General features: G+C 59.2%; 16 protein-coding genes. 8 read left to right on the forward strand and 8 right to left on the reverse strand.

Annotated elements, in window-relative coordinates; translation table 11 throughout:
• Position 1: 1 nt before the first annotated feature.
• The 4 genes from ABIQ96_RS11905 (at position 2) to ABIQ96_RS11920 (ending at position 5001) form a co-directional block, all read left to right on the forward strand.
• Complete coding sequence (locus tag ABIQ96_RS11905) at positions 2 to 910, forward strand: dihydrodipicolinate synthase family protein (RefSeq protein ID WP_348214813.1); 909 nt, start codon at positions 2 to 4, stop codon at positions 908 to 910.
• Between the two features lie 69 nt (positions 911 to 979).
• Positions 980 to 2539 carry an aldehyde dehydrogenase (NADP(+)) gene (locus ABIQ96_RS11910; protein ID WP_348214814.1) on the forward strand — a complete coding sequence of 520 codons (1560 nt, stop codon included), beginning with the start codon at positions 980 to 982 and terminating at the stop codon, positions 2537 to 2539.
• A gap of 187 nt (positions 2540 to 2726) precedes the next feature.
• Entirely contained in the window at positions 2727 to 4454 is a 1728-nt protein-coding gene (locus ABIQ96_RS11915) for a choice-of-anchor tandem repeat GloVer-containing protein (RefSeq protein ID WP_348214815.1), read from the forward strand.
• A gap of 82 nt (positions 4455 to 4536) precedes the next feature.
• Positions 4537 to 5001 carry an NUDIX domain-containing protein gene (locus ABIQ96_RS11920; protein ID WP_348214816.1) on the forward strand — a complete coding sequence of 155 codons (465 nt, stop codon included), beginning with the start codon at positions 4537 to 4539 and terminating at the stop codon, positions 4999 to 5001.
• Positions 5002 to 5007: 6 nt separating this feature from the next.
• Here the strand turns inward: ABIQ96_RS11920 and ABIQ96_RS11925 are convergent, their stop codons facing one another.
• Both ABIQ96_RS11925 and ABIQ96_RS11930 read right to left on the reverse strand, forming a co-directional pair.
• Positions 5008 to 6207 (reverse strand): DUF2264 domain-containing protein, encoded by a 1200-nt coding sequence (locus ABIQ96_RS11925; RefSeq protein ID WP_348214817.1) that lies wholly within the window; start codon positions 6205 to 6207, stop codon positions 5008 to 5010.
• A 62-nt stretch (positions 6208 to 6269) separates the two neighbouring features.
• Positions 6270 to 7400: a dienelactone hydrolase family protein gene (locus ABIQ96_RS11930; protein WP_348214818.1), complete on the reverse strand. Its 1131-nt coding sequence runs from the start codon at positions 7398 to 7400 to the stop codon at positions 6270 to 6272.
• 182 nt (positions 7401 to 7582) lie between these two features.
• On the opposite strand from ABIQ96_RS11930, the gene ABIQ96_RS11935 reads away from it, so the two are divergent.
• The gene (locus ABIQ96_RS11935; RefSeq protein ID WP_348214819.1) at positions 7583 to 8773 is read left to right on the forward strand and encodes an ion transporter; all 1191 of its coding nucleotides are present in this window, start codon (positions 7583 to 7585) and stop codon (positions 8771 to 8773) included.
• 4 nt (positions 8774 to 8777) lie between these two features.
• Here ABIQ96_RS11935 and ABIQ96_RS11940 read toward each other — a convergent pair whose 3' ends face one another.
• Both ABIQ96_RS11940 and ABIQ96_RS11945 read right to left on the reverse strand, forming a co-directional pair.
• Positions 8778 to 10928, reverse strand: coding sequence for a hypothetical protein (locus ABIQ96_RS11940; protein ID WP_348214820.1), 2151 nt, complete (start codon positions 10926 to 10928; stop codon positions 8778 to 8780).
• A gap of 74 nt (positions 10929 to 11002) precedes the next feature.
• Positions 11003 to 11785, reverse strand: a complete 783-nt coding sequence (locus ABIQ96_RS11945; RefSeq protein WP_348214821.1) for an HAD-IB family hydrolase — start codon at positions 11783 to 11785, stop codon at positions 11003 to 11005.
• A 110-nt stretch (positions 11786 to 11895) separates the two neighbouring features.
• On the opposite strand from ABIQ96_RS11945, the gene ABIQ96_RS11950 reads away from it, so the two are divergent.
• Genes ABIQ96_RS11950 through ABIQ96_RS11960 form a run of 3 tightly spaced genes read left to right on the forward strand, consistent with a single transcriptional unit; the run spans position 11896 to position 12921 of the window.
• Positions 11896 to 12117, forward strand: a complete 222-nt coding sequence (locus ABIQ96_RS11950; RefSeq protein WP_348214822.1) for a type II toxin-antitoxin system HicB family antitoxin — start codon at positions 11896 to 11898, stop codon at positions 12115 to 12117.
• A complete protein-coding gene (locus ABIQ96_RS11955; protein WP_348214823.1) occupies positions 12114 to 12299 on the forward strand; it encodes a type II toxin-antitoxin system HicA family toxin in 186 nt (61 codons plus the stop codon). Before ABIQ96_RS11950 ends, ABIQ96_RS11955 begins: the two co-directional genes overlap by 4 nt.
• A gap of 37 nt (positions 12300 to 12336) precedes the next feature.
• A complete protein-coding gene (locus tag ABIQ96_RS11960) occupies positions 12337 to 12921 on the forward strand; it encodes a hypothetical protein (RefSeq protein ID WP_348214824.1) in 585 nt (194 codons plus the stop codon).
• Between the two features lie 83 nt (positions 12922 to 13004).
• Here ABIQ96_RS11960 and ABIQ96_RS11965 read toward each other — a convergent pair whose 3' ends face one another.
• From ABIQ96_RS11965 to ABIQ96_RS11980, 4 genes are all read right to left on the reverse strand, one after another.
• Positions 13005 to 13712 carry a sulfite exporter TauE/SafE family protein gene (locus ABIQ96_RS11965; RefSeq protein ID WP_348214825.1) on the reverse strand — a complete coding sequence of 236 codons (708 nt, stop codon included), beginning with the start codon at positions 13710 to 13712 and terminating at the stop codon, positions 13005 to 13007.
• A gap of 7 nt (positions 13713 to 13719) precedes the next feature.
• Positions 13720 to 13860 carry a hypothetical protein gene (locus tag ABIQ96_RS11970; RefSeq protein WP_348214826.1) on the reverse strand — a complete coding sequence of 47 codons (141 nt, stop codon included), beginning with the start codon at positions 13858 to 13860 and terminating at the stop codon, positions 13720 to 13722.
• Positions 13861 to 13866: 6 nt separating this feature from the next.
• A complete protein-coding gene (ccoG, locus tag ABIQ96_RS11975; RefSeq protein WP_348214827.1) occupies positions 13867 to 15276 on the reverse strand; it encodes a cytochrome c oxidase accessory protein CcoG in 1410 nt (469 codons plus the stop codon).
• 178 nt (positions 15277 to 15454) lie between these two features.
• Entirely contained in the window at positions 15455 to 16951 is a 1497-nt protein-coding gene (locus tag ABIQ96_RS11980) for a sigma-70 family RNA polymerase sigma factor (protein WP_348214828.1), read from the reverse strand.

Raw genomic sequence — 16951 nt, forward strand, 5'->3', positions numbered from 1 at the left:
CATGAGCATCCAATGGAAGGGCGTCATGCCCGCGACACTGACCCAATTCAACGCCGACCTCACCATCGACCACGGCCTCATGGCCGAGCACGGCAAATGGCTGATCGACAACGGCTGCACCGCCATCGTCTGCCACGGATCGCTCGGTGAAGGCGCCACGCTTTCATTCGAGGAAAAGCTCGCGTTGCAAAAAACCTACGTCGCCGCACTCCCTAACACCCCGATCATTCCCGGCGTCGCCGCGCTTTCCACCAAGGAAGCTGTGGACATCGCCAAAGCCGCGAAGGACAACGGCTGCCGCGGACTTATGGTGCTGCCGCCGTATCTCTACGCTTCCGATTGGCGCGAAATGAAGACGCACATGAAGGCGGTCATCGATGCCACCGACCTGCCGTGCATCATTTATAACAACCCGGTCGCCTACAAAACCGACTTCATCCCCGCGCAGATCAAGGAACTCGCCGACGAATGCCCGAACGTCGAGTCCGTCAAGGAATCCTCCACCGACGCCCGCCGCGTCGCCGGCATCCGCGAGGTTTGTGGTGATCGCCTGACACTCGGCGTCGGTGTTGATGATTGCGCGCTCGAAGGTGCGGCGATGGGTGCGAAATTCTGGATCACCGGCGTCGGCGGCGCGTTCCCGAAACACAACGTGAAGCTCTGGGACCTCGCCACCAGCGGGAAAATCGAGGAAGCCATGCCGATCTATCATTGGATGCTTCCGATGCTGCGCATGGACACCGTCGTAAAATTCGTCCAGCTCATCAAGCTCCAGCAGAACCTCGCCAGCGGCGGAAAACTCGGCAACAACCTCGTCCGCCCGCCACGCCTCGAACTCGCCGGAGCCGAACTCGCCGAAGCCACCGCGATTATCGAGCTCGCCCTTGCGACCGCTCCCGAAATCGCTTAACCGTGGCTGGAGCGTCTCGCTCCAGACCGTGCAAGGGGCGTCTCGCCCCGTTTATCAAATCCACATTCCATGATCACTCCACTTCTCGGCACCTCCTTCATCGGCTACTCCCGCTCCACCGGCACCGAGCCCTACGGAAACGCGGTCCAGCCCGGCACCGGCACCAAGCTGGAACCCGCCTATCTAACCGCCAAGCCTGAGGAAGTGGAGAAAGCCATGGACCTCGCCGCCGCCGCGTTTCCCGTTTACTCGAATCTATCAGGCAAGACCCGCGCCGGATTCCTGCGGGCCATCGCCACGGAAATCGAATCCGTCGTCGATGACATCGTCGAGCGGGGCCTCCTGGAAACCGCACTGCCCGAACCCCGCCTGCGCGGTGAAACAGGCCGCACCGTCGGCCAGCTCCGGATGTTCGCGGCACAAATCGAGGAAGGTTCCTGGGTCGATGCCCGCATCGACCGCGCCGATCCCGATCGCAAGCCGATCCCGAAAGTCGATCTCCGTTCGATGCTGCGTCCGTTAGGACCTGTCGCCGTTTTCTGCGCCAGCAATTTCCCGATGGCCTACTCGGTCGCCGGCGGTGACAGCGCGTCCGCTCTCGCAGCAGGCTGCCCGGTCGTCGTCATCGCCCACGCGTCGCATCCGGGAGTCGCTGAAATCGTCGCGAATGCCGTGATCCGCGCCGCGAAACTCACCAACATGCCGGACGGCGTCTTCTCCGTGCTTTACGGCGGCGGTCGCAAGGTCGGCCAAGCCGTGGTCAAACATCCCGTCACCCAAGCCGTCGGCTTCACCGGCTCGCGCGCCGGCGGCACCGCCTTGATGGACTCCGCCTCCAATCGCAAACAACCGATCCCCGTTTACGCCGAGATGAGTTCGGTCAACCCGGTCATCATTCTGCCCGGTGCCTTGGAACGCGGAGAGGAAGCATTGGCGGAAGCGTTCTTCGGATCGCTCACGCTCGGCGTCGGCCAGTTCTGTACCAACCCCGGCCTCGTCTTCCTGCCAGAAGGCAAAGGCGAAACGTTCCTAACCAAACTCAAGACCCTCATCGAAGCCGGCACTCCCGGCATGATGCTCAACGCGGCGATTTGCCAATCCTTCGCCGATTCCACCGCCGCATTCGCCGCGGCCGATGGCGTGGAAACCCTCGCCCGCTCCACCACCGAGGCCGACCCCGGCCAAGGCGCACCCGCCGTCTTTATCGTTTCTATCAGCGACTTCCTCAAAAACGAAGCGCTCCAAGGCGAAATGTTCGGCCCCGCGACGCTGATCGTGCGCGGAACCAAGGAAGAAATCGAAGCCGCCATCCCCCATCTCGAAGGCCAGCTCACCGCCAGCCTCCACGCCACCGACGCGGAACTCGCCGCTAACAGCAGCCTCGTCCACGCCCTGCAAACCCGTGCCGGCCGCCTCATCTTCAACGGCTTCCCCACCGGCGTGGAAGTCTGCAACAGCATCGTCCACGGCGGTCCGTTTCCCGCGACTTCCGACGGACGTAGTACTTCAGTCGGCACGATGGCCATCTTCCGCTTTTGCCGCGCCGTCGCCTGGCAAAGTTTCCCGGACGCCGCGCTTCCAGCAGAGTTGCAGGAAGCGAATCCGCTAGGCCTCAGGCGGATGGAGTGACCGGTTGGGGCTTTTCAACATTCTGATTGTAAGGCACCTTGTCGCGGTTAGCATCCGCATCATGAAATGCTTTGTTCACTCGCGTTGGTTGTTGGTTCTTGCCTTTGATTTTCTCGCACATTTGCCGGCAGTCGGGCAGGTTCCGACCTTTGAGGAGGTCTCGATCATGCAAACCAAATTCGAGCCTATGGGAAATCTCATAAACCGCGGCGACGGCTATTTCTATGGAGTTGCCCGGTGGGCCGAGGAAGCGCGCGGCGGACTCGTCTATCGAATCGCTCCCGGGCAGGAGGCGGAGGAGCTTCACGTCTTCCCTGAAATTGAGGACGATACCCAGCCGAGCGAGGGCGGCTCGAATCCAAGCTGCCCTATGGTCCTGGGTGCCGATGGCGCGCTCTACGGCGCGACGGAACTGGGAGGAGCCTATAAAATTGGAACCATCTATCGAATTTCGGCGGATGGCGTCTTCAGCGTGGTTCGCGACATGCGCAGGACTGACAAGTGTTATGATATCCACTGTCTGGTTCCCACTCCGGAGGGAGAGTTGTACGGAGCAGCGGAAGGCGGCGACTTCAGCAGCGGCACCCTTTTCAAAATCTCCTCCGACGGCGGTTTTCAATCTCTTTACTCATTCAAAAGCTCCAACCTGCCATCGGGGCCATGGCCGCATGTGGAGCCGGGGTTTGTGGTCGAGCCGCGCTACCCCTCGCACCTCGCCTTGGGTGACGATGGAAAGCTTTACGGAACCACCGATACCGGCGGACCGAAGCCTGCGAGCCCCTTTCTATTCACCTACGGGGTATTTTTCCGTTATGAAGGAGTGGGGTCGATCACCGTTTTGAATGATTTCAATACCTTGGAAGAATCTTCTTCGTCCATCACTCCAACGAAAGATGGGTTCTACATCACCACGCCGAACCACCTGCTGCTCGCCGGGACCGACGGGTCCCTCGTCGTGAAGTCGGATCTCTCATCCCAATCCGCAGGCTCGGACTTGTATCTTGGTGGTGTGATCACGCAACCTGACGGGATTTATGGCGCCACTTACTATGGCGGGGCCAACAACAGCGGCCTCATTTATCGCCTCACCCTCACGGGAACTACGGAGATCCTGCACGACTTTTCCCCGGACTATCATGACCGCCTCAGAAGTCTCGTAAACGGCAACGATGGCCTGATCTATGGCATCGCGGCGTTTCCGGAAAATTTTATCCAAAGCGCTCCCGCCGCCCAAAGCGCCCTTCAAAAACCCATCACTTCCAATGGCCCCCGTTCCTTCCGCCTCCAACCGGAAAACACGGAGGCAAATTTCGCACCTCTGGCTTCTCCGGACTCCATTTTCCTATCCACTGCTTCGTGGAACGGAAAACGGAAGGCGAGTCTCAACGTTCTCAGGAATGACCTGGACCCTGATGGCGACCCGGTATCCATCGACTCCGTATCCACGCCGGGCTCCGACGACAATGTCTGGATTCAAAAAACGGACACGGGATTGCGCGTGGTTTTCGCCACCCCGGAAAAGGATCCAGCCAGCAAGCAGGTGATCTATCAAGTGTCCGACGGCAGGGGCGGGAGATCTACGGGACATGTCACGATCAAGTCACGGGCGAACGGCGTCTATGCCGGGAATGCAGCGAAGGTCTCCAAATCCGAAGGGAAACCCTCGCCGCTGCAAGTCAAAATCCGGTGGGACAACACCCTGACCGCCACATTCACCTTGAATGACGGGGTCTTTACCGGCGAGGGTGTTCTCGAGGGAGATGACTCGGCCACTGTCACCCTCTCGGCTCCCAGCCGGACTCCGAAGAGACTTCATATCTCCGTGAAGCGCGGTGAAGCCCGCGCTTTGGTCGCCAAGATCGACACGGAAACCGCCATTTATACCGCAATCTGCCCGCAACTTTCCAAGGATTGAGCTTCATTCCAGCTCTCGCGGGAATTCAATACGGAAAAGTTAAGGATTGTCACATGGAGGCTGAAAAGGCATTTTCCCCCTCATGGTTCGTTACCGGCCAAATGTCGCCGCATTGATCGTGAATTCAGTGGGAAACCTGCTGATTTGCGAACGCTGGACGATTCCCGGTGCCTGGCAATTTCCGCAAGGCGGCGTTGATTCCGGCGAGTCGCTGGAGCAGGCGCTATATCGAGAGGTCCGCGAGGAAGTCGGTCTTGAGGCGAAGCATTACGAGGTCATCGACCGCCGCGAGGGCTACCGTTACCTCTATCCCCAGCATGCCCGGGGCAAAAAACTCCGCAAACACGGCAGCCACGGCCAGGAGCAAACCTACTTCCTCTGTCACCTGAAACCCGATGCGCCGCAGGTCAACGTGAAGCAGAAGCAGCGCGAGTTCCGCGCCTACCGCTGGATCCTGCCCATCGAGTTCGACCTCGACTGGCTGCCGGTTTTCAAACGCGATGTCTACCGGGAAGTCATGCGCGACTTCTTCAACGTCGAACTCTAGCAAAAGCTAACGGGCGTGATCGGCCGGAACGTTTTCGCCCGACCAGATCCGCTTCTGAGTCCACTCTTCGGCCGGGGCCGTCCACAGCGGATCATCCGCGGGAAGGCCCAGATGCAGCAGGCCGTCGAGACACAGATACAGGCTGCCGGTGGAAATGTAGTTCTCCTTCACCGCCGGTTGGTAGCCCGCAACTCCTGCCCTCAACCAGCCGTCGGAATCGAAGGTGCCGGGGGCCTCGATCATGCGGTGGACTACGGCATTGAGCGAGCAACGGACAGCGGCGGGCTCGATGGATTTCGACAGTTCATGGCGCAGGGCGACCAGTGAAAGCGTTTGAAATGCCCCGAACCGGTAGGCGCTCGACCTGCCGATGACAGGAAAAGTTCCTTCGGGAGAAATCATCCGTTCCTGGATCTCGGCGTAGCGTTGCGCGCGTTCGAGAATTTTCGCAAGCTGATCCGCCAGCGGCGATTTCTTCTCCTTGCAAACCTCCAGCACCGCGATCAGCGCGGGCTGGATCACGAAGCTGTTATAATAATCCCAGTGATAGTCCGGGCCGTCGCCGTAGGTGCCGTCGCCGAGATACCACTCCTCATGTTTCGTTAGAGCGTTCTCGACCGGAACCATTTCGCACTCGCCGGTGAATTTCCACAATGCAGACTCGACCAGTGCTGAGAACAACAGCCAGTTGCTTTCATACGGCTTGATCTTGCGGGTGGATTTCAACGCGGCAACCACGTTGGCCCGCTGTGCTTCGTCGAGCGGCTGCCACAGTTGGTCCGGTGCCCGCAGCAGGGCGAGTGATAGAAACGCCGCGTCCACCAGCGGCTGCCCGCCTTGGGTGAAGTTCATGAAATCCGGCGACTTCGGGTCGGTGGCTTGGACCAGCGCCTTGTTGGAAAGCCCGATGTAGCGCGCGCGCAACTGCCCTTCCGGCGTGTCGTCCGGACCCAGGGCCAACCACGGAGCAATCCCCGAAAGCGTCCGGCCGAATGCTTCAAGGCATGTATATTCACTCCGCGATTCCTCGCCTTGTCCCAGCGGCATGCGCTTCTTCAAATTTCCTTCCGCCAGCGATTCCATGACCGGCCCCGCGATGCGATCGAGAGTCTTCACCGCATACTCGCGGTCCTGGGCTCCGGTCGTCTGGGCGTTGGAAATTCGCACGCACGCCATTAAAATCGGGAACAGGAGAATCCATCGCATGCGGAACACTAGACCCGGTATCACCAAAAGCTGACAAGCGGAATGAAACGCCCGACTCTAACTTATGGATCCAGCCGCAACTTCGCAAGCGGACAAAGTGCGGCGTCAGGTCGTGATTTGAGGGCTTCCGAAATGGCCTCCGGGGCTCGCTTGACGATGCCTCGGAACGCCTGCGCACCGTTGATTTTCACGGTGATTTCCTTGTCCAAATTCACCAAGGCATCGGACAGGCGAAGCGTGATGCCTTTCGGCACATCGCCGTCCAGAGTGATCTCGTTGCCTTTGGCGGTGGCGATGATTTTCTGCCCGGCCTTGGCACTGCCCGGCGGTATTTCAAGCCAGTAGAATTGATCGTGGGTGACGTCATCCTGGAACCAGACGATTTGATCGGGCCAGGGATTGCGCGTGTGCTCCGCCATCCACGGCACCGCCTCGGCATCCTTGCCGTTCATCCAGTGTGGCAGGCCCTCGTAAACTTTGACGAAATGCTCGTAGCCCTTCGGATCCGCTTTTTGCAGAGTATCGAGTTCCTCACCCTTTTTCGCATCGATCTTATTGCGATCGTAGGCGGCATCCGCTCCGCCGACAAAGATAGCGAACGGCAGGTTCCGCAAACCGAGCAACGACGCTTCGTTCGGATGTCCGGCCATCATGGCAGCGGCGGCGAAACGATCCGCCATGCGCGGTGCGAGCTGCCACACGCCGTCGCCGCCGGCCGAGTAGCCCATCAGATAGACTCGGTTCGGATCGACGCCGCGGGTTGCGATCATGTCCGCGATGAGACGGTCGAACAGCGGATCGACGTGCACCTCGTGCCAGAGGTTCCACGTATTCGTCGGCGCGCGGGGAGCGAGGTAGATCCCTTCCTTAGGCTGATAGAGTTTGATCTGATTCTGCCATTGCTGGTCGTTCATTTCCGCCGGGCCGTTGCCGCCGCCGTGCATGGAAATCCACAGGCTGCGCTTGCCCTCGGGAGCCTCGCCGAATTCCTTCTCCAGCCAACGCAGCGTCTTGTCGCCCACCGTGATGGACTTCGCGGCAACTTCCGCGGCGCGTTCGGTTTTCAAAGTGGCCAGAGTTTCGGCCGCCAGCGTGTCACGGAGCTTTTCCGCTTGGGCGCGGGACAGCGAAACATCGGCGGCGGGCGCGGCCCAGGCATTGGCGGCGAATAGCAAAACCAGAAAACATCTCATGCCCGGTATGCCATGCGGTTTCACCTCCGATGTCCACGATTTGTTTGTCCGTCATCACCTCGCGCGGGTCAACTCGGCCATTGCAAATCGCGGCCGAAAGAGCAACCTCCGCGCGGTTCATCCGCCCACGGGTTTGCAACCCCTGCCGGGATGAAACCGCGTTCCCAACGCTTCCTCGAATCATGAGCGAACCACCTTCTTCCGCCCGCCGTTCCGCCGTCGTTTCACCACCTGTCGGGCCGCGCTGGCTTTACCGGATTTTTCATGAGCCGACTTCCCGGAGTTATGTAATCAGCCACAATTTCCTGAGCGCGATGATCTTCGTCGCCACCTTGAGCAGCGCGCTGGAAACCGTGGACACACTCAGCGAACAATACGCCACGGTGTTCAACTGGTGCGAGATCGTGGTCACCGCCATCTTCACGTTGGAATACCTCGGTCACCTTCTAACCACCCGCAGGAAACTGAGTTATGTCTTCAGCTTCTGGGGACTGATTGACTTGGTATCGATCGTCCCGACGTTTTTCCAAGTCGCCAACGTCACCGCCTTGAAATCCGCACGGATGCTTCGGGTGCTTCGCGTCCTGCGGGTCATGCGGGTGCTCAAACTTGCCCGCGAAGCCGTGGCGAAAATGGAAACCGACGTCATGGAAGGTGTCCGCCGGAGCCCGCTGAAAATCAACTTGGTAATCTATTGCCTCGCGATGTTCTCCGTCATCATCATTTCAAGCACGTTGGAATTCTATGCGGAATACCGGCACGGCGAGGTCGCCACGGTGCAACGGGTGAGCCCCACTCTTCTGCGCCTCGGGTCAGACAACCTAACCGATGAAGCGCCGAGCGCGAAAATTTCGATCAGCGGCGGATCGCCCTTCGACGGGACCTGGGACGTGAAATCCTGGTCCGCAGCCAACCACACCTTCGACGTGGTGGTGCCGGACGAGGAAGTGATGGCCCAAGCCGGAGAGGCAAGATCGATCGTCAAAGGCACTCGTGACGAACCGGTCAAATGGGCCAAGGACACTCCGTTCACCTCCGTGCCGCAGGCGATGTGGTGGTGCATCACCACTCTAACAACCGTAGGCTACGGCGACATGTACCCGGTCACGGTCTGCGGGCGTCTGGTGGCGGCGGGCACCATGCTGTGCGGCTTGGTCCTGTTCGGTATGCTGATGAATATCGTCGGCAAGGCGATGATGGTCGCGCTCTTCGGCACGGACCAGCTCGACGAAACGTCCCCCGCCCCGGCGGGACCCGGGTCCAACAATGCTCTCGCATGGGATCCGCAATGGCGGCACTGCCCGACCTGCGGCCATCGGGCGACTGAGGATCACCACCACCGCGAGGAAGCATCCGACTCCATCGTTCGTTAGAAAATCATCGGGCCGGACTCAACCGCAGGTGCACGCTGGTTCTCGGTTTTCCGCCAGCCATCCACTTCCGGTAGCCAAGTCCCTGTAGGCGGTCGGTGGCGGAGCTCAGATGTTTCAGATTCTCCTCGTTCGCCAGGCGCTGCATTTCCTCCGAAGCTTCTCCGCCGAGTGCCTCGGCCTCCTTCTTGTTTCGCTGATAGATATCACGGCACCAAGCACGGATGGGTGCGAAATCGATTTCCACAATCATGCCCGTGTCATCGCTGGTCCCCGACGTTTTCAGGTATTTCGAGAAATTCCCCGCCATCGACTTCGAGGTTCCCAACATCCACAGCTCGTCATTCATCGTGACCCCCGGAATAAAATCCCCGCCGATGAAGGGCAGCGGCGGATACCATGTCACAAGGCCGTCGGATTCGAGTGATTGCGGCAGGATCAGCGGAAGATTTTCACCGGATAGCTCGCTGGCCCATGCGGTAAGGCTCCGCCAGTTCCGAGCGAACGATTTGCCCGAAGCATCCAGCTTTGCCCGATCCTTGACCGGTCTGGCGACGACGAAACGCGGAACCCGGCCGTTTTTCACCGTCTCCTGGGAGATTCCCGGAAATGCCGGAACCTCTCCTTGGAAATCCGCCACCAGCGCCACCTCATCGCCAATCCCCGCACGGAATTCGTCGCGATAAGCTTGGTTGATGCCTTGGATCTCCGTCATCAAGCGGGGCAACACACCTTCGGGAATCATCGCCAACATCGGATTGCCGGAAGACTTCGACTCACCGATCAACGCGTCGATCAACACCCCGAAATGTTCCAACCGTTTCCACGCCAGGTCATTCCGTTCGCGGTTTTGCACCCACTGGATGCGAATCGCCGGATTTGCGGCAAGCGCGGCATCCGTCATGCGCAGCGGTGTGTCATAGTCGAGCGATGGATCCGGCCAACCACCGCGTGATTCAAACCTCCACCCGCTGTCCTCGCAAACAACCGCGGACCACGCCGAGGCGTCCCGCTTGGCCAAATCGCGATCGACATCCGCCAGGCCGGTTAGAATTTCGCGGAGCAGACGTTCCTCATGCACCGGAGGCCGGATCGCGCGGGCAAGCGAACTCCAGTAGTCCGACGAATCGAGCCACGGCAGCGCCGCCCTGACCATCGACTCGGAAAGATAGGCCACACCCGTGATCCGTTTGTCGGCAAATTCATGAGTCCACTTCAGATCATCGCTGGCGGCAATGGATTCCTCCGGAGTTTTCGCCAAACGAAACCCGTCCTTGCCGTCGCCAAAATAAATCAGAACGTGTCCATCCACCACACCGGAGGCGATGGTGAAGCGCACTTTTTCCATGGCGGCCAGCAGACGTTCGATGCGCTCCGGGGAAAGCTTTTCCAACAAATCACCGCTCCCGCTTTGCTCCGCCATTTTCTTGCGGGCTTCCGCGATGGCTTCGCCGAAAATCTCGCGCCCGCTAAACTCGAAACCGGCCAGCGTTGCCCCACTCGCCTCGAAGCTCACCGGAGCTGCGCCAGCGGTGGAAGCAAACAGGTCTTCAAGTCCCTTCGATACCCTTCCCACGCACTCCGCCTGCTTGTCCTTGCCGGGTCTCCATCCGACCACCACGCTGGGCACCTGAAGGTGGGAATCCTTTTCAAGCGCGTCCATCCACTTTCCTAACAAATCGTCGGAAAGTCCGTCCGCGAGTTTCGAAAAATCCGGAGCGGACTTCTTCCCCGCTGTGGCGTCCAACACCGTGCCCAGCGCGACGCCAATCCACGCGGATGACAAATCCCTGTAGGTTTTTCCAACCATCTGCAACTGGGTTCCCACCCCGGGCCCGAGAAACAGAAACGCTTCGTCACCCACATACGGCATCACCTTTCGGATCACCTCTTCCTTTCCGTTGTCCAACTCTGGGATACCCGCGCGGGGAATTCCGGCCATCAGGTCCCGGAGCACCTCATCCCCGTGGTATCCCGAGACAAACAAATCCGCATCCCGCGGAACCCTCGTGGCGAATCCCAGATGGGTGGCGACGGGCGACACCGCAGCAACAACGGGCGCGTTCGCCCCGGACTGAGCAACTGGGGCTTTCTTTTCACACCCGGCTGATAGAATGAGAGCAGCGGCTCCCGCGAGCATTCCAGATCGTTTGAACATGGAACCACGCTAGTCTAACTTCATCTTCCGATGCAAAGCCCAATTCCACATTATCAAATTTCCACGAAACCAGCTCACCGGACCGCCTGATTCTCCACCATACCGTTCCGCAACCCGCCCGGATCCACGCCGACTCCGGTTAGCAACGCGAGGGTCCGAAGGAAAAATTCCGCTTTCGATTTCCACGGGCGGGACGGGCGGACGATTTCCCAGCCGGATTTCCTGGCGATTTCCGTTAGCCGTGGCGATGGATTGACGACGGTGACGGATTCGCAGAACGCGAGCATTGGCAGATCCGCGCAACTGTCGGTGTAGCCGTGACAATGGCGGAGTTTGCCATTTTCGAAATACGACGCGGGCAGTAGTTCCCGCAAGCGCTCGACTTTCGCGCCGCCCTTGTGGTTTTCCAGATCGGGGAAAAAGGCTCCGGTTTCGACCGGAGTGCCGAGGGTCAGGTCGAAGCCGAGTTCGCGCCCGATTTCCGAGACATAGAATTCCGGACTGGCGGAGGCGAGGATCAGCAGATGACCGGCGGCGCGCTGGCGTTCGAGCTTTTCACGCAACTCCGGATAGATCGCCGGCATGAGCGACGCCGCGAATTCCCGCGAGTATTCCGCAAGCGTCTCCGGATCTATTTTCCAAAGGTAGCTGAGAAACACCCGCTTCATCCCACCGGCTCCCAACAGTGGGGCGAGCGGCAGGAACGCAAGGAACACGGGAAGAAAAATCCCACGCGACGCTTCGCGGCGGAGAACGAAGTGCCGGAACAACAACTGGCAATCCCACGCGATCAACGTGCCGTCGAGATCGAACAAGGCGATGCCGGAAGGAGGAGTTTTTTGGAACAATGCGGGCACGCTCACATCATCCCGTCTGCCATGGGAACTATCAAGATTCGTCTGTGGGCAATGCCTTTGAACCCATATCCGAACTTGCACGACGGCACCTGCGAGGGCACTATGCTCCCATGAGCAAAGGCGCTACGTTCACGGCCCGCATCTTACGCGAAAGCGAATGGTTCGTTGCATTCTCCCCTGAGTTTCCCGAAGGCAACGGTCAGGGACTCACCGAGGAAGAGGCGGTGGAATCCCTCCGAGAATCCATTCTGCTCCTGCTTGAGGACCGCCGCGAAGACGCCAAGGCCAGTTTGGGCAGCGGGGAAAAGCTGATTCCGCTCGTCCTTGCATGAAACGCAAGGACCTCATTCGCCACCTTGAAGCGCACGGTTGCCCACTCAAACGCGAGGGTGGCTCCCATTCGATTCACTGGAACCCCAACACCGGACGCCGCGAACCCGTCCCCAGGCATTCCGAAATCCCCGATCTACTGGCCCGCAAAATCTGCCGCGCCTTGGAAATACCGGAGCCATGAAAAATAACGTGAGAAGATCACACTGTCTCTGCAAGAAATGAAACACGCTATCGCATCACCGCCGGAATTGGGAGATGCGATCTCTCTCTATCAAGACTTCTGGTCAAAATTGAAGCTAAATGAAACAACGTTTAGCAAAAACCAGATACTTTTTGATGGCTCTCCCAAAGATTTGGACGCCCTTTTCTACTGCGTTTACGAAGTTGGATTTCCAGAAGAGGATTATTTCGGAGCATCACTCATTTGGGCGCAAGTCATGGTGAATAACACAGAAGCGCGATGGCTTGAATCGATCCGTAACAATATTGTAATAGGTGGTCCGGACGATGACTATCCGCGTTTAATATTTTTCCCACACGCACGATTGGTCGAAATTGCCAAGGGATCACAAACACAGTTTGATGTCTTTGCGATTCTCACTGATCAATTTCTTTTTCAAGGTGTTCTTTCCGGGTATTCACCGGTTGATTTGACGAAGCTTCGAGATTTAACTTTTTCTCAAGCCTACGCAAACTATTCGGATGAGACACAATCGCATTTCGATCTACTCTCGATTTCTTCTCGTCTTTTGAAAAAGCAGCGTCTCCATAGGATAAAATCCGCCCCGACAAGTCGCGCCTGAGAACCGGTCATGACACTTCAATTTTATGATCCTTCTCCTTGCGATTGCGCACCGGTTCCAGCGCTCAGGAAGTTCGTAAATCCTTATTTCCGATGACAGCAGGACGGGAGCTCGTTGGCGGCGGGCTTGGGCTTTGCTCCGTAAAAACTTTCCGGGATGGTGCCATGAAGGCGCAGGGCCAACACGAATGCGGTCACCAGAGCCAGCCCTCGCCGCATGCGGCCCATGGCGAGCGGTGTCATTTTCGCGCGGATGCGGTGGAACTGGTGTTGCGCGAGCCAGAGCAACGGCACCGTGCCGAGGCCGAAGGCGAGAGTGAATTCCGCGCCCTTCGCGGCGGAGCCTGCTAACAGAGCGGCTCCGAAGACCAGATAGAGCGGGCCGCAGGGAAGGAACGGCGTGAGAAGTCCCATCAGCGAGGCACCGCCGTAAGCGGAAAGTTTGCAGGCCTTGAAGCGGGCGCGGGCGGTGAAGCGGTTGAATATGGCCGGGCGCGGGACTTTCTTGTCGAGGCCGAGCGCCATGATCAGCAAAACGCCGACCATCACCCATGGAAGAAGGACGGCGGGCGAGTTGAAAAACCACTTGAGCGGTTGCTGGCCAAGCGCGCCGCAGATGCCGCCGATGAGCCCGTAGGAAGCGAGGCGCGAACCGTGATAGAGCGATGCCGCCGTCAGACGCTCACCCTCGGATTTCGCCAGGGTGCCGAGTCCGCACGCGATGGGTCCGCACATGCCGGCGCAGTGGAAACTGGTGGCAAGTCCGGCGACAAGGGCGGCGACGGTGGTCATGGGAAATTTATCGTTTCACCTCGATCTGCTGCGGCGAGAATTTCATGGCAACGGAGATCATGGCGGACCAGGCGGTGAGCAACAGCAGGAACGCGAACACGACGTAAAGCCACGGGTTGCGCGAGATGAATGCGGATACGGTTTTCATATGCAGTTAGGGATTGGGATGCTGGATGGATTGGGGATTCGGACCGAGAAAGCGGGCGGTTTTTTTGAGGATCACGTCGCCGGGGTCGGCGTGGACTTCGATGACGATGTCCGAGGTGCCGACGTAGGAGGCAAGCGGAGCGAAGACGACGCAGGTGCGGGACATCTCGCTCAGCGCGGGCAGGGAAAACGATTGGTCCGCCCCGCTGAGCTGGTAACCGGCCGGCGTGCCCTTGCCGAGGTGGATGGTGACGGTCGCCGTCTGGTTGCGCTTGTTGAAGACGCGGACCTTGTAGATATTTCTAACTGAAGCATCATCGCTGAAGAATCCCGCACCTCCCGCCCGTGAGATCGTGGCGATGAACGGGCGGGCCTTGTTGGAGGCGACGAGAATCAACGCCGCCAGGCCGAGACCGGCGAGGGCGCAATAGGCGTAAACACGCGGCCTCAGGTAGCGGCGTTTTTTTCCGGCGAAGCCGTTGAAGGAATCGTAGCGGATGAGGCCTTTCGGCCGGTCCACCTTGGTCATGATGTCGTCGCAGGCGTCGATGCACGCGGTGCAGCCGATGCATTCGAGCTGAAGGCCGTTGCGGATGTCGATCCCGGTCGGGCAGACTTGGACGCAGCGGCGGCAGTCGATGCAGTCGCCCTCTGCCTTGCCCTTTGCGCCACGGGGTTCGCCGCGTTTCTCGTCGTAGCCGACATTGACGGTGTCATCATCCGTTAGAGCGCTTTGCAGGCGGCCGTAGGGACACATGATGATGCAGAACTGCTCGCGGAAATAGCCGAAGCAGAACCACAGGACGAGCGTTAGGAAAAGGACGATGCCAAACGCGGTGACATGCTGGAGCGGACCTTCCTGCATGAAATCATAGAGCCTTCCCAGCGAGACGAAGTAGGAAAGAAAGACGTGGGCGATCGCAGCGGCGATCGCGGCGAAGAGAAAATGCTTGAGCAGGCGCTTCGAGATTTTTCCAGCCGTCCACGGAGCTTTCTCCAACGCGCGGCGGGCCGGAGCATCGCCCTCGATCCAGCGTTCGATGCGGCGGTAAACGTGATCCAGAAAAACCGTGTAGGGGCAGGCCCAGCCGCACCAGACGCGGCCTAACAACGAGGTGGCGAAGAATAGGACGAAGCCGAGTCCGCTGATCGCAAAGAACATCACCCACAGGTCCTGCGGCACCAGCGTCAGGCCGAAGAGGTGGAACATCCGGTTTTCCACGTCCAGAAAGACCGCGGGATTACCGTTGATGGGAATCCACGGCAGCAGCACATAAACCGCGATGAGCAAGACACCGACAAAGCGGCGGAAAATATTCCAAGGCCCTTTGACATCCGCCGGATGCAGGAAATAACGCGAACCATCGTCGTTGATGGTGGTCACGGAGACCAGGTTCGGTTGCTTGAGCGCGGACATGGGATGAGGCCGCAATGTCCCACCAAATCCGCGGATCCGCTCCGCATTCCCTGCGCTAAACCGCGCAGGAGCTATGCTAAAATGTGCGGAGAGCCTCCGCCATCCATCACATGGATGGTTCGGCGGGGCAGCCACCCGGCGGGAGCGCCGGTGGTGAATCTCGAATTTGATGATCCTCTCATTTCTCGGGCCATCGGATCGATGGCACCTTGCCCGCCCAGAATGGCTGGGCGGGATCGAAGAGATCCATGCCGTTCAAAATCACCGTTCCGTCCTGTTCGATGTCAACGGTGGTTGCACTGTTGTCCACGCGGAGGATGACAGCCTTGCCACCTAACGCCTTTCGGTCAAAAATTCCTGTTCCGGGCACCAAAGGAGTAACGACGAGCGGTCGGCTGGGGTCGCCCGCGGCATTCATCCCTGACAGATAGGAAAACGCGCATTTCTCCAGATTCATCAGTGGTTTGGGCCTGCGATCCTCCCCTTCCGGAGAGGGTTCCAGCGAAAAAAAGCTATCCGTCATGGCAAACCCGGCGGCGATCAATTGGAAAAAACAATCATTCGCGGTGGCACCCTTCAAATCCGCTTTCGTTCCCGTAGCCTCCTTCACCGCAGCGGCGGTTTCCTCATTCGGAAACGAGCCATACTCGGATTCAAACTCAAACAAAGCCAGGCCGCATTGTCGTGCATTGTCGACCGCCCGGCGTTGCAGGTCCTTCATCTTCAACGCTTCCTCAGGAGAAGGCGGTGTGACCGCACGGCTGCGGTCCACCTTCGTCTTCGCGGGCGCCGAATCTTTATCCAGGAAGGACGAGCCGGATTGAGGCGACATCGCCGATGAACTCGCACCAGGGTCGGCCAAACCCTTAGTCTCCCGGTTTTTCCAAACGCCAAGCAACGCGACCAGCGTGGCAATCAAGCCGACAACCAACATGTATTTCTTCGTGTTCATGGTTAAAAGGATGATCCAGGTGGCCCAGGAACCGCCGCTCAAGGCGGCGGAAGTGATTGCAGCGTTCGAGATGGAGCCCGCCGCCGAGGCGGAGGAAGTTCTCGTTAGGGTGGTGCCAAGTCCCGCGACGACCGTGGCAACTGAGACGCCGGCTCCACGACGCTGCAGGAGCCGAACCAGTTTCTCCAAGGCGCGGCCAGCCTGTTGACGCAGCGCCTGCTCGCTTCGGCCCGTCCGCCGCGCCACTTCGGGAAATGTCAGCCGATCGCTGTAGCGGAGGTGGATCAATTCCCGGTCGGAATCCGGCAGATCGCAGATCGCGGAATCCAGATACGGCAGCATTTCGGAAAGCGGATCACGAGCGTCGGCAAGGCGGGCGCTTTCCATAGCGGATTGGTGGCTGCGGCGGTCGCGGATCTGCCCGCGGATGACACCCCTGCACTGCAACATCGTCACGCGATGCAGCCATGAACCCAGCGAGCGCAGTTCGGTTAGCCCGGACGCTTTGCGCGCCAATATGGCGAAGACCATTTGAGCGGTGTCATCCGCTAGGTCGGTTCCCACCTGGCGGCGGGCGATTCCACGCACGAGGCCCAGATGACGTCGGACGATTTCCGTAAAATCAGCTTGCCGCTGGTGACGAACCCAAGCCTGCAAAAGCTCTGTATCCGAGATCCCAAAAATTGCCGGAACAACGGTTGATGTGGATGCATTCACTTCCAT

Source organism: Luteolibacter sp. (assembly GCF_039920825.1).
Taxonomy (GTDB): domain Bacteria; phylum Verrucomicrobiota; class Verrucomicrobiia; order Verrucomicrobiales; family Akkermansiaceae; genus Luteolibacter.

Excerpts from the sequence above, each read along its gene's own strand:
- ABIQ96_RS11915 (WP_348214815.1), top strand. The coding sequence starts at position 2,727 with ATGGGAAATCTCATAAACCGCGGCGACGGCTATTTCTATGGAGTTGCC.
- ABIQ96_RS11905 (WP_348214813.1), top strand. The coding sequence starts at position 2 with ATGAGCATCCAATGGAAGGGCGTCATGCCCGCGACACTGACCCAATTC.
- ABIQ96_RS11960 (WP_348214824.1), top strand. The coding sequence starts at position 12,337 with ATGAAACACGCTATCGCATCACCGCCGGAATTGGGAGATGCGATCTCT.
- ABIQ96_RS11980 (WP_348214828.1), bottom strand. The coding sequence starts at position 16,951 with ATGGAAGTGAATGCATCCACATCAACCGTTGTTCCGGCAATTTTTGGG.
- ABIQ96_RS11930 (WP_348214818.1), bottom strand. The coding sequence starts at position 7,400 with ATGAGATGTTTTCTGGTTTTGCTATTCGCCGCCAATGCCTGGGCCGCG.
- ABIQ96_RS11935 (WP_348214819.1), top strand. The coding sequence starts at position 7,583 with ATGAGCGAACCACCTTCTTCCGCCCGCCGTTCCGCCGTCGTTTCACCA.
- ABIQ96_RS11950 (WP_348214822.1), top strand. The coding sequence starts at position 11,896 with ATGAGCAAAGGCGCTACGTTCACGGCCCGCATCTTACGCGAAAGCGAA.
- ccoG (WP_348214827.1), bottom strand. The coding sequence starts at position 15,276 with ATGTCCGCGCTCAAGCAACCGAACCTGGTCTCCGTGACCACCATCAAC.
- ABIQ96_RS11910 (WP_348214814.1), top strand. The coding sequence starts at position 980 with ATGATCACTCCACTTCTCGGCACCTCCTTCATCGGCTACTCCCGCTCC.
- ABIQ96_RS11925 (WP_348214817.1), bottom strand. The coding sequence starts at position 6,207 with ATGCGATGGATTCTCCTGTTCCCGATTTTAATGGCGTGCGTGCGAATT.
- ABIQ96_RS11955 (WP_348214823.1), top strand. The coding sequence starts at position 12,114 with ATGAAACGCAAGGACCTCATTCGCCACCTTGAAGCGCACGGTTGCCCA.
- ABIQ96_RS11940 (WP_348214820.1), bottom strand. The coding sequence starts at position 10,928 with ATGTTCAAACGATCTGGAATGCTCGCGGGAGCCGCTGCTCTCATTCTA.
- ABIQ96_RS11965 (WP_348214825.1), bottom strand. The coding sequence starts at position 13,712 with ATGACCACCGTCGCCGCCCTTGTCGCCGGACTTGCCACCAGTTTCCAC.
- ABIQ96_RS11970 (WP_348214826.1), bottom strand. The coding sequence starts at position 13,860 with ATGAAAACCGTATCCGCATTCATCTCGCGCAACCCGTGGCTTTACGTC.
- ABIQ96_RS11920 (WP_348214816.1), top strand. The coding sequence starts at position 4,537 with ATGGTTCGTTACCGGCCAAATGTCGCCGCATTGATCGTGAATTCAGTG.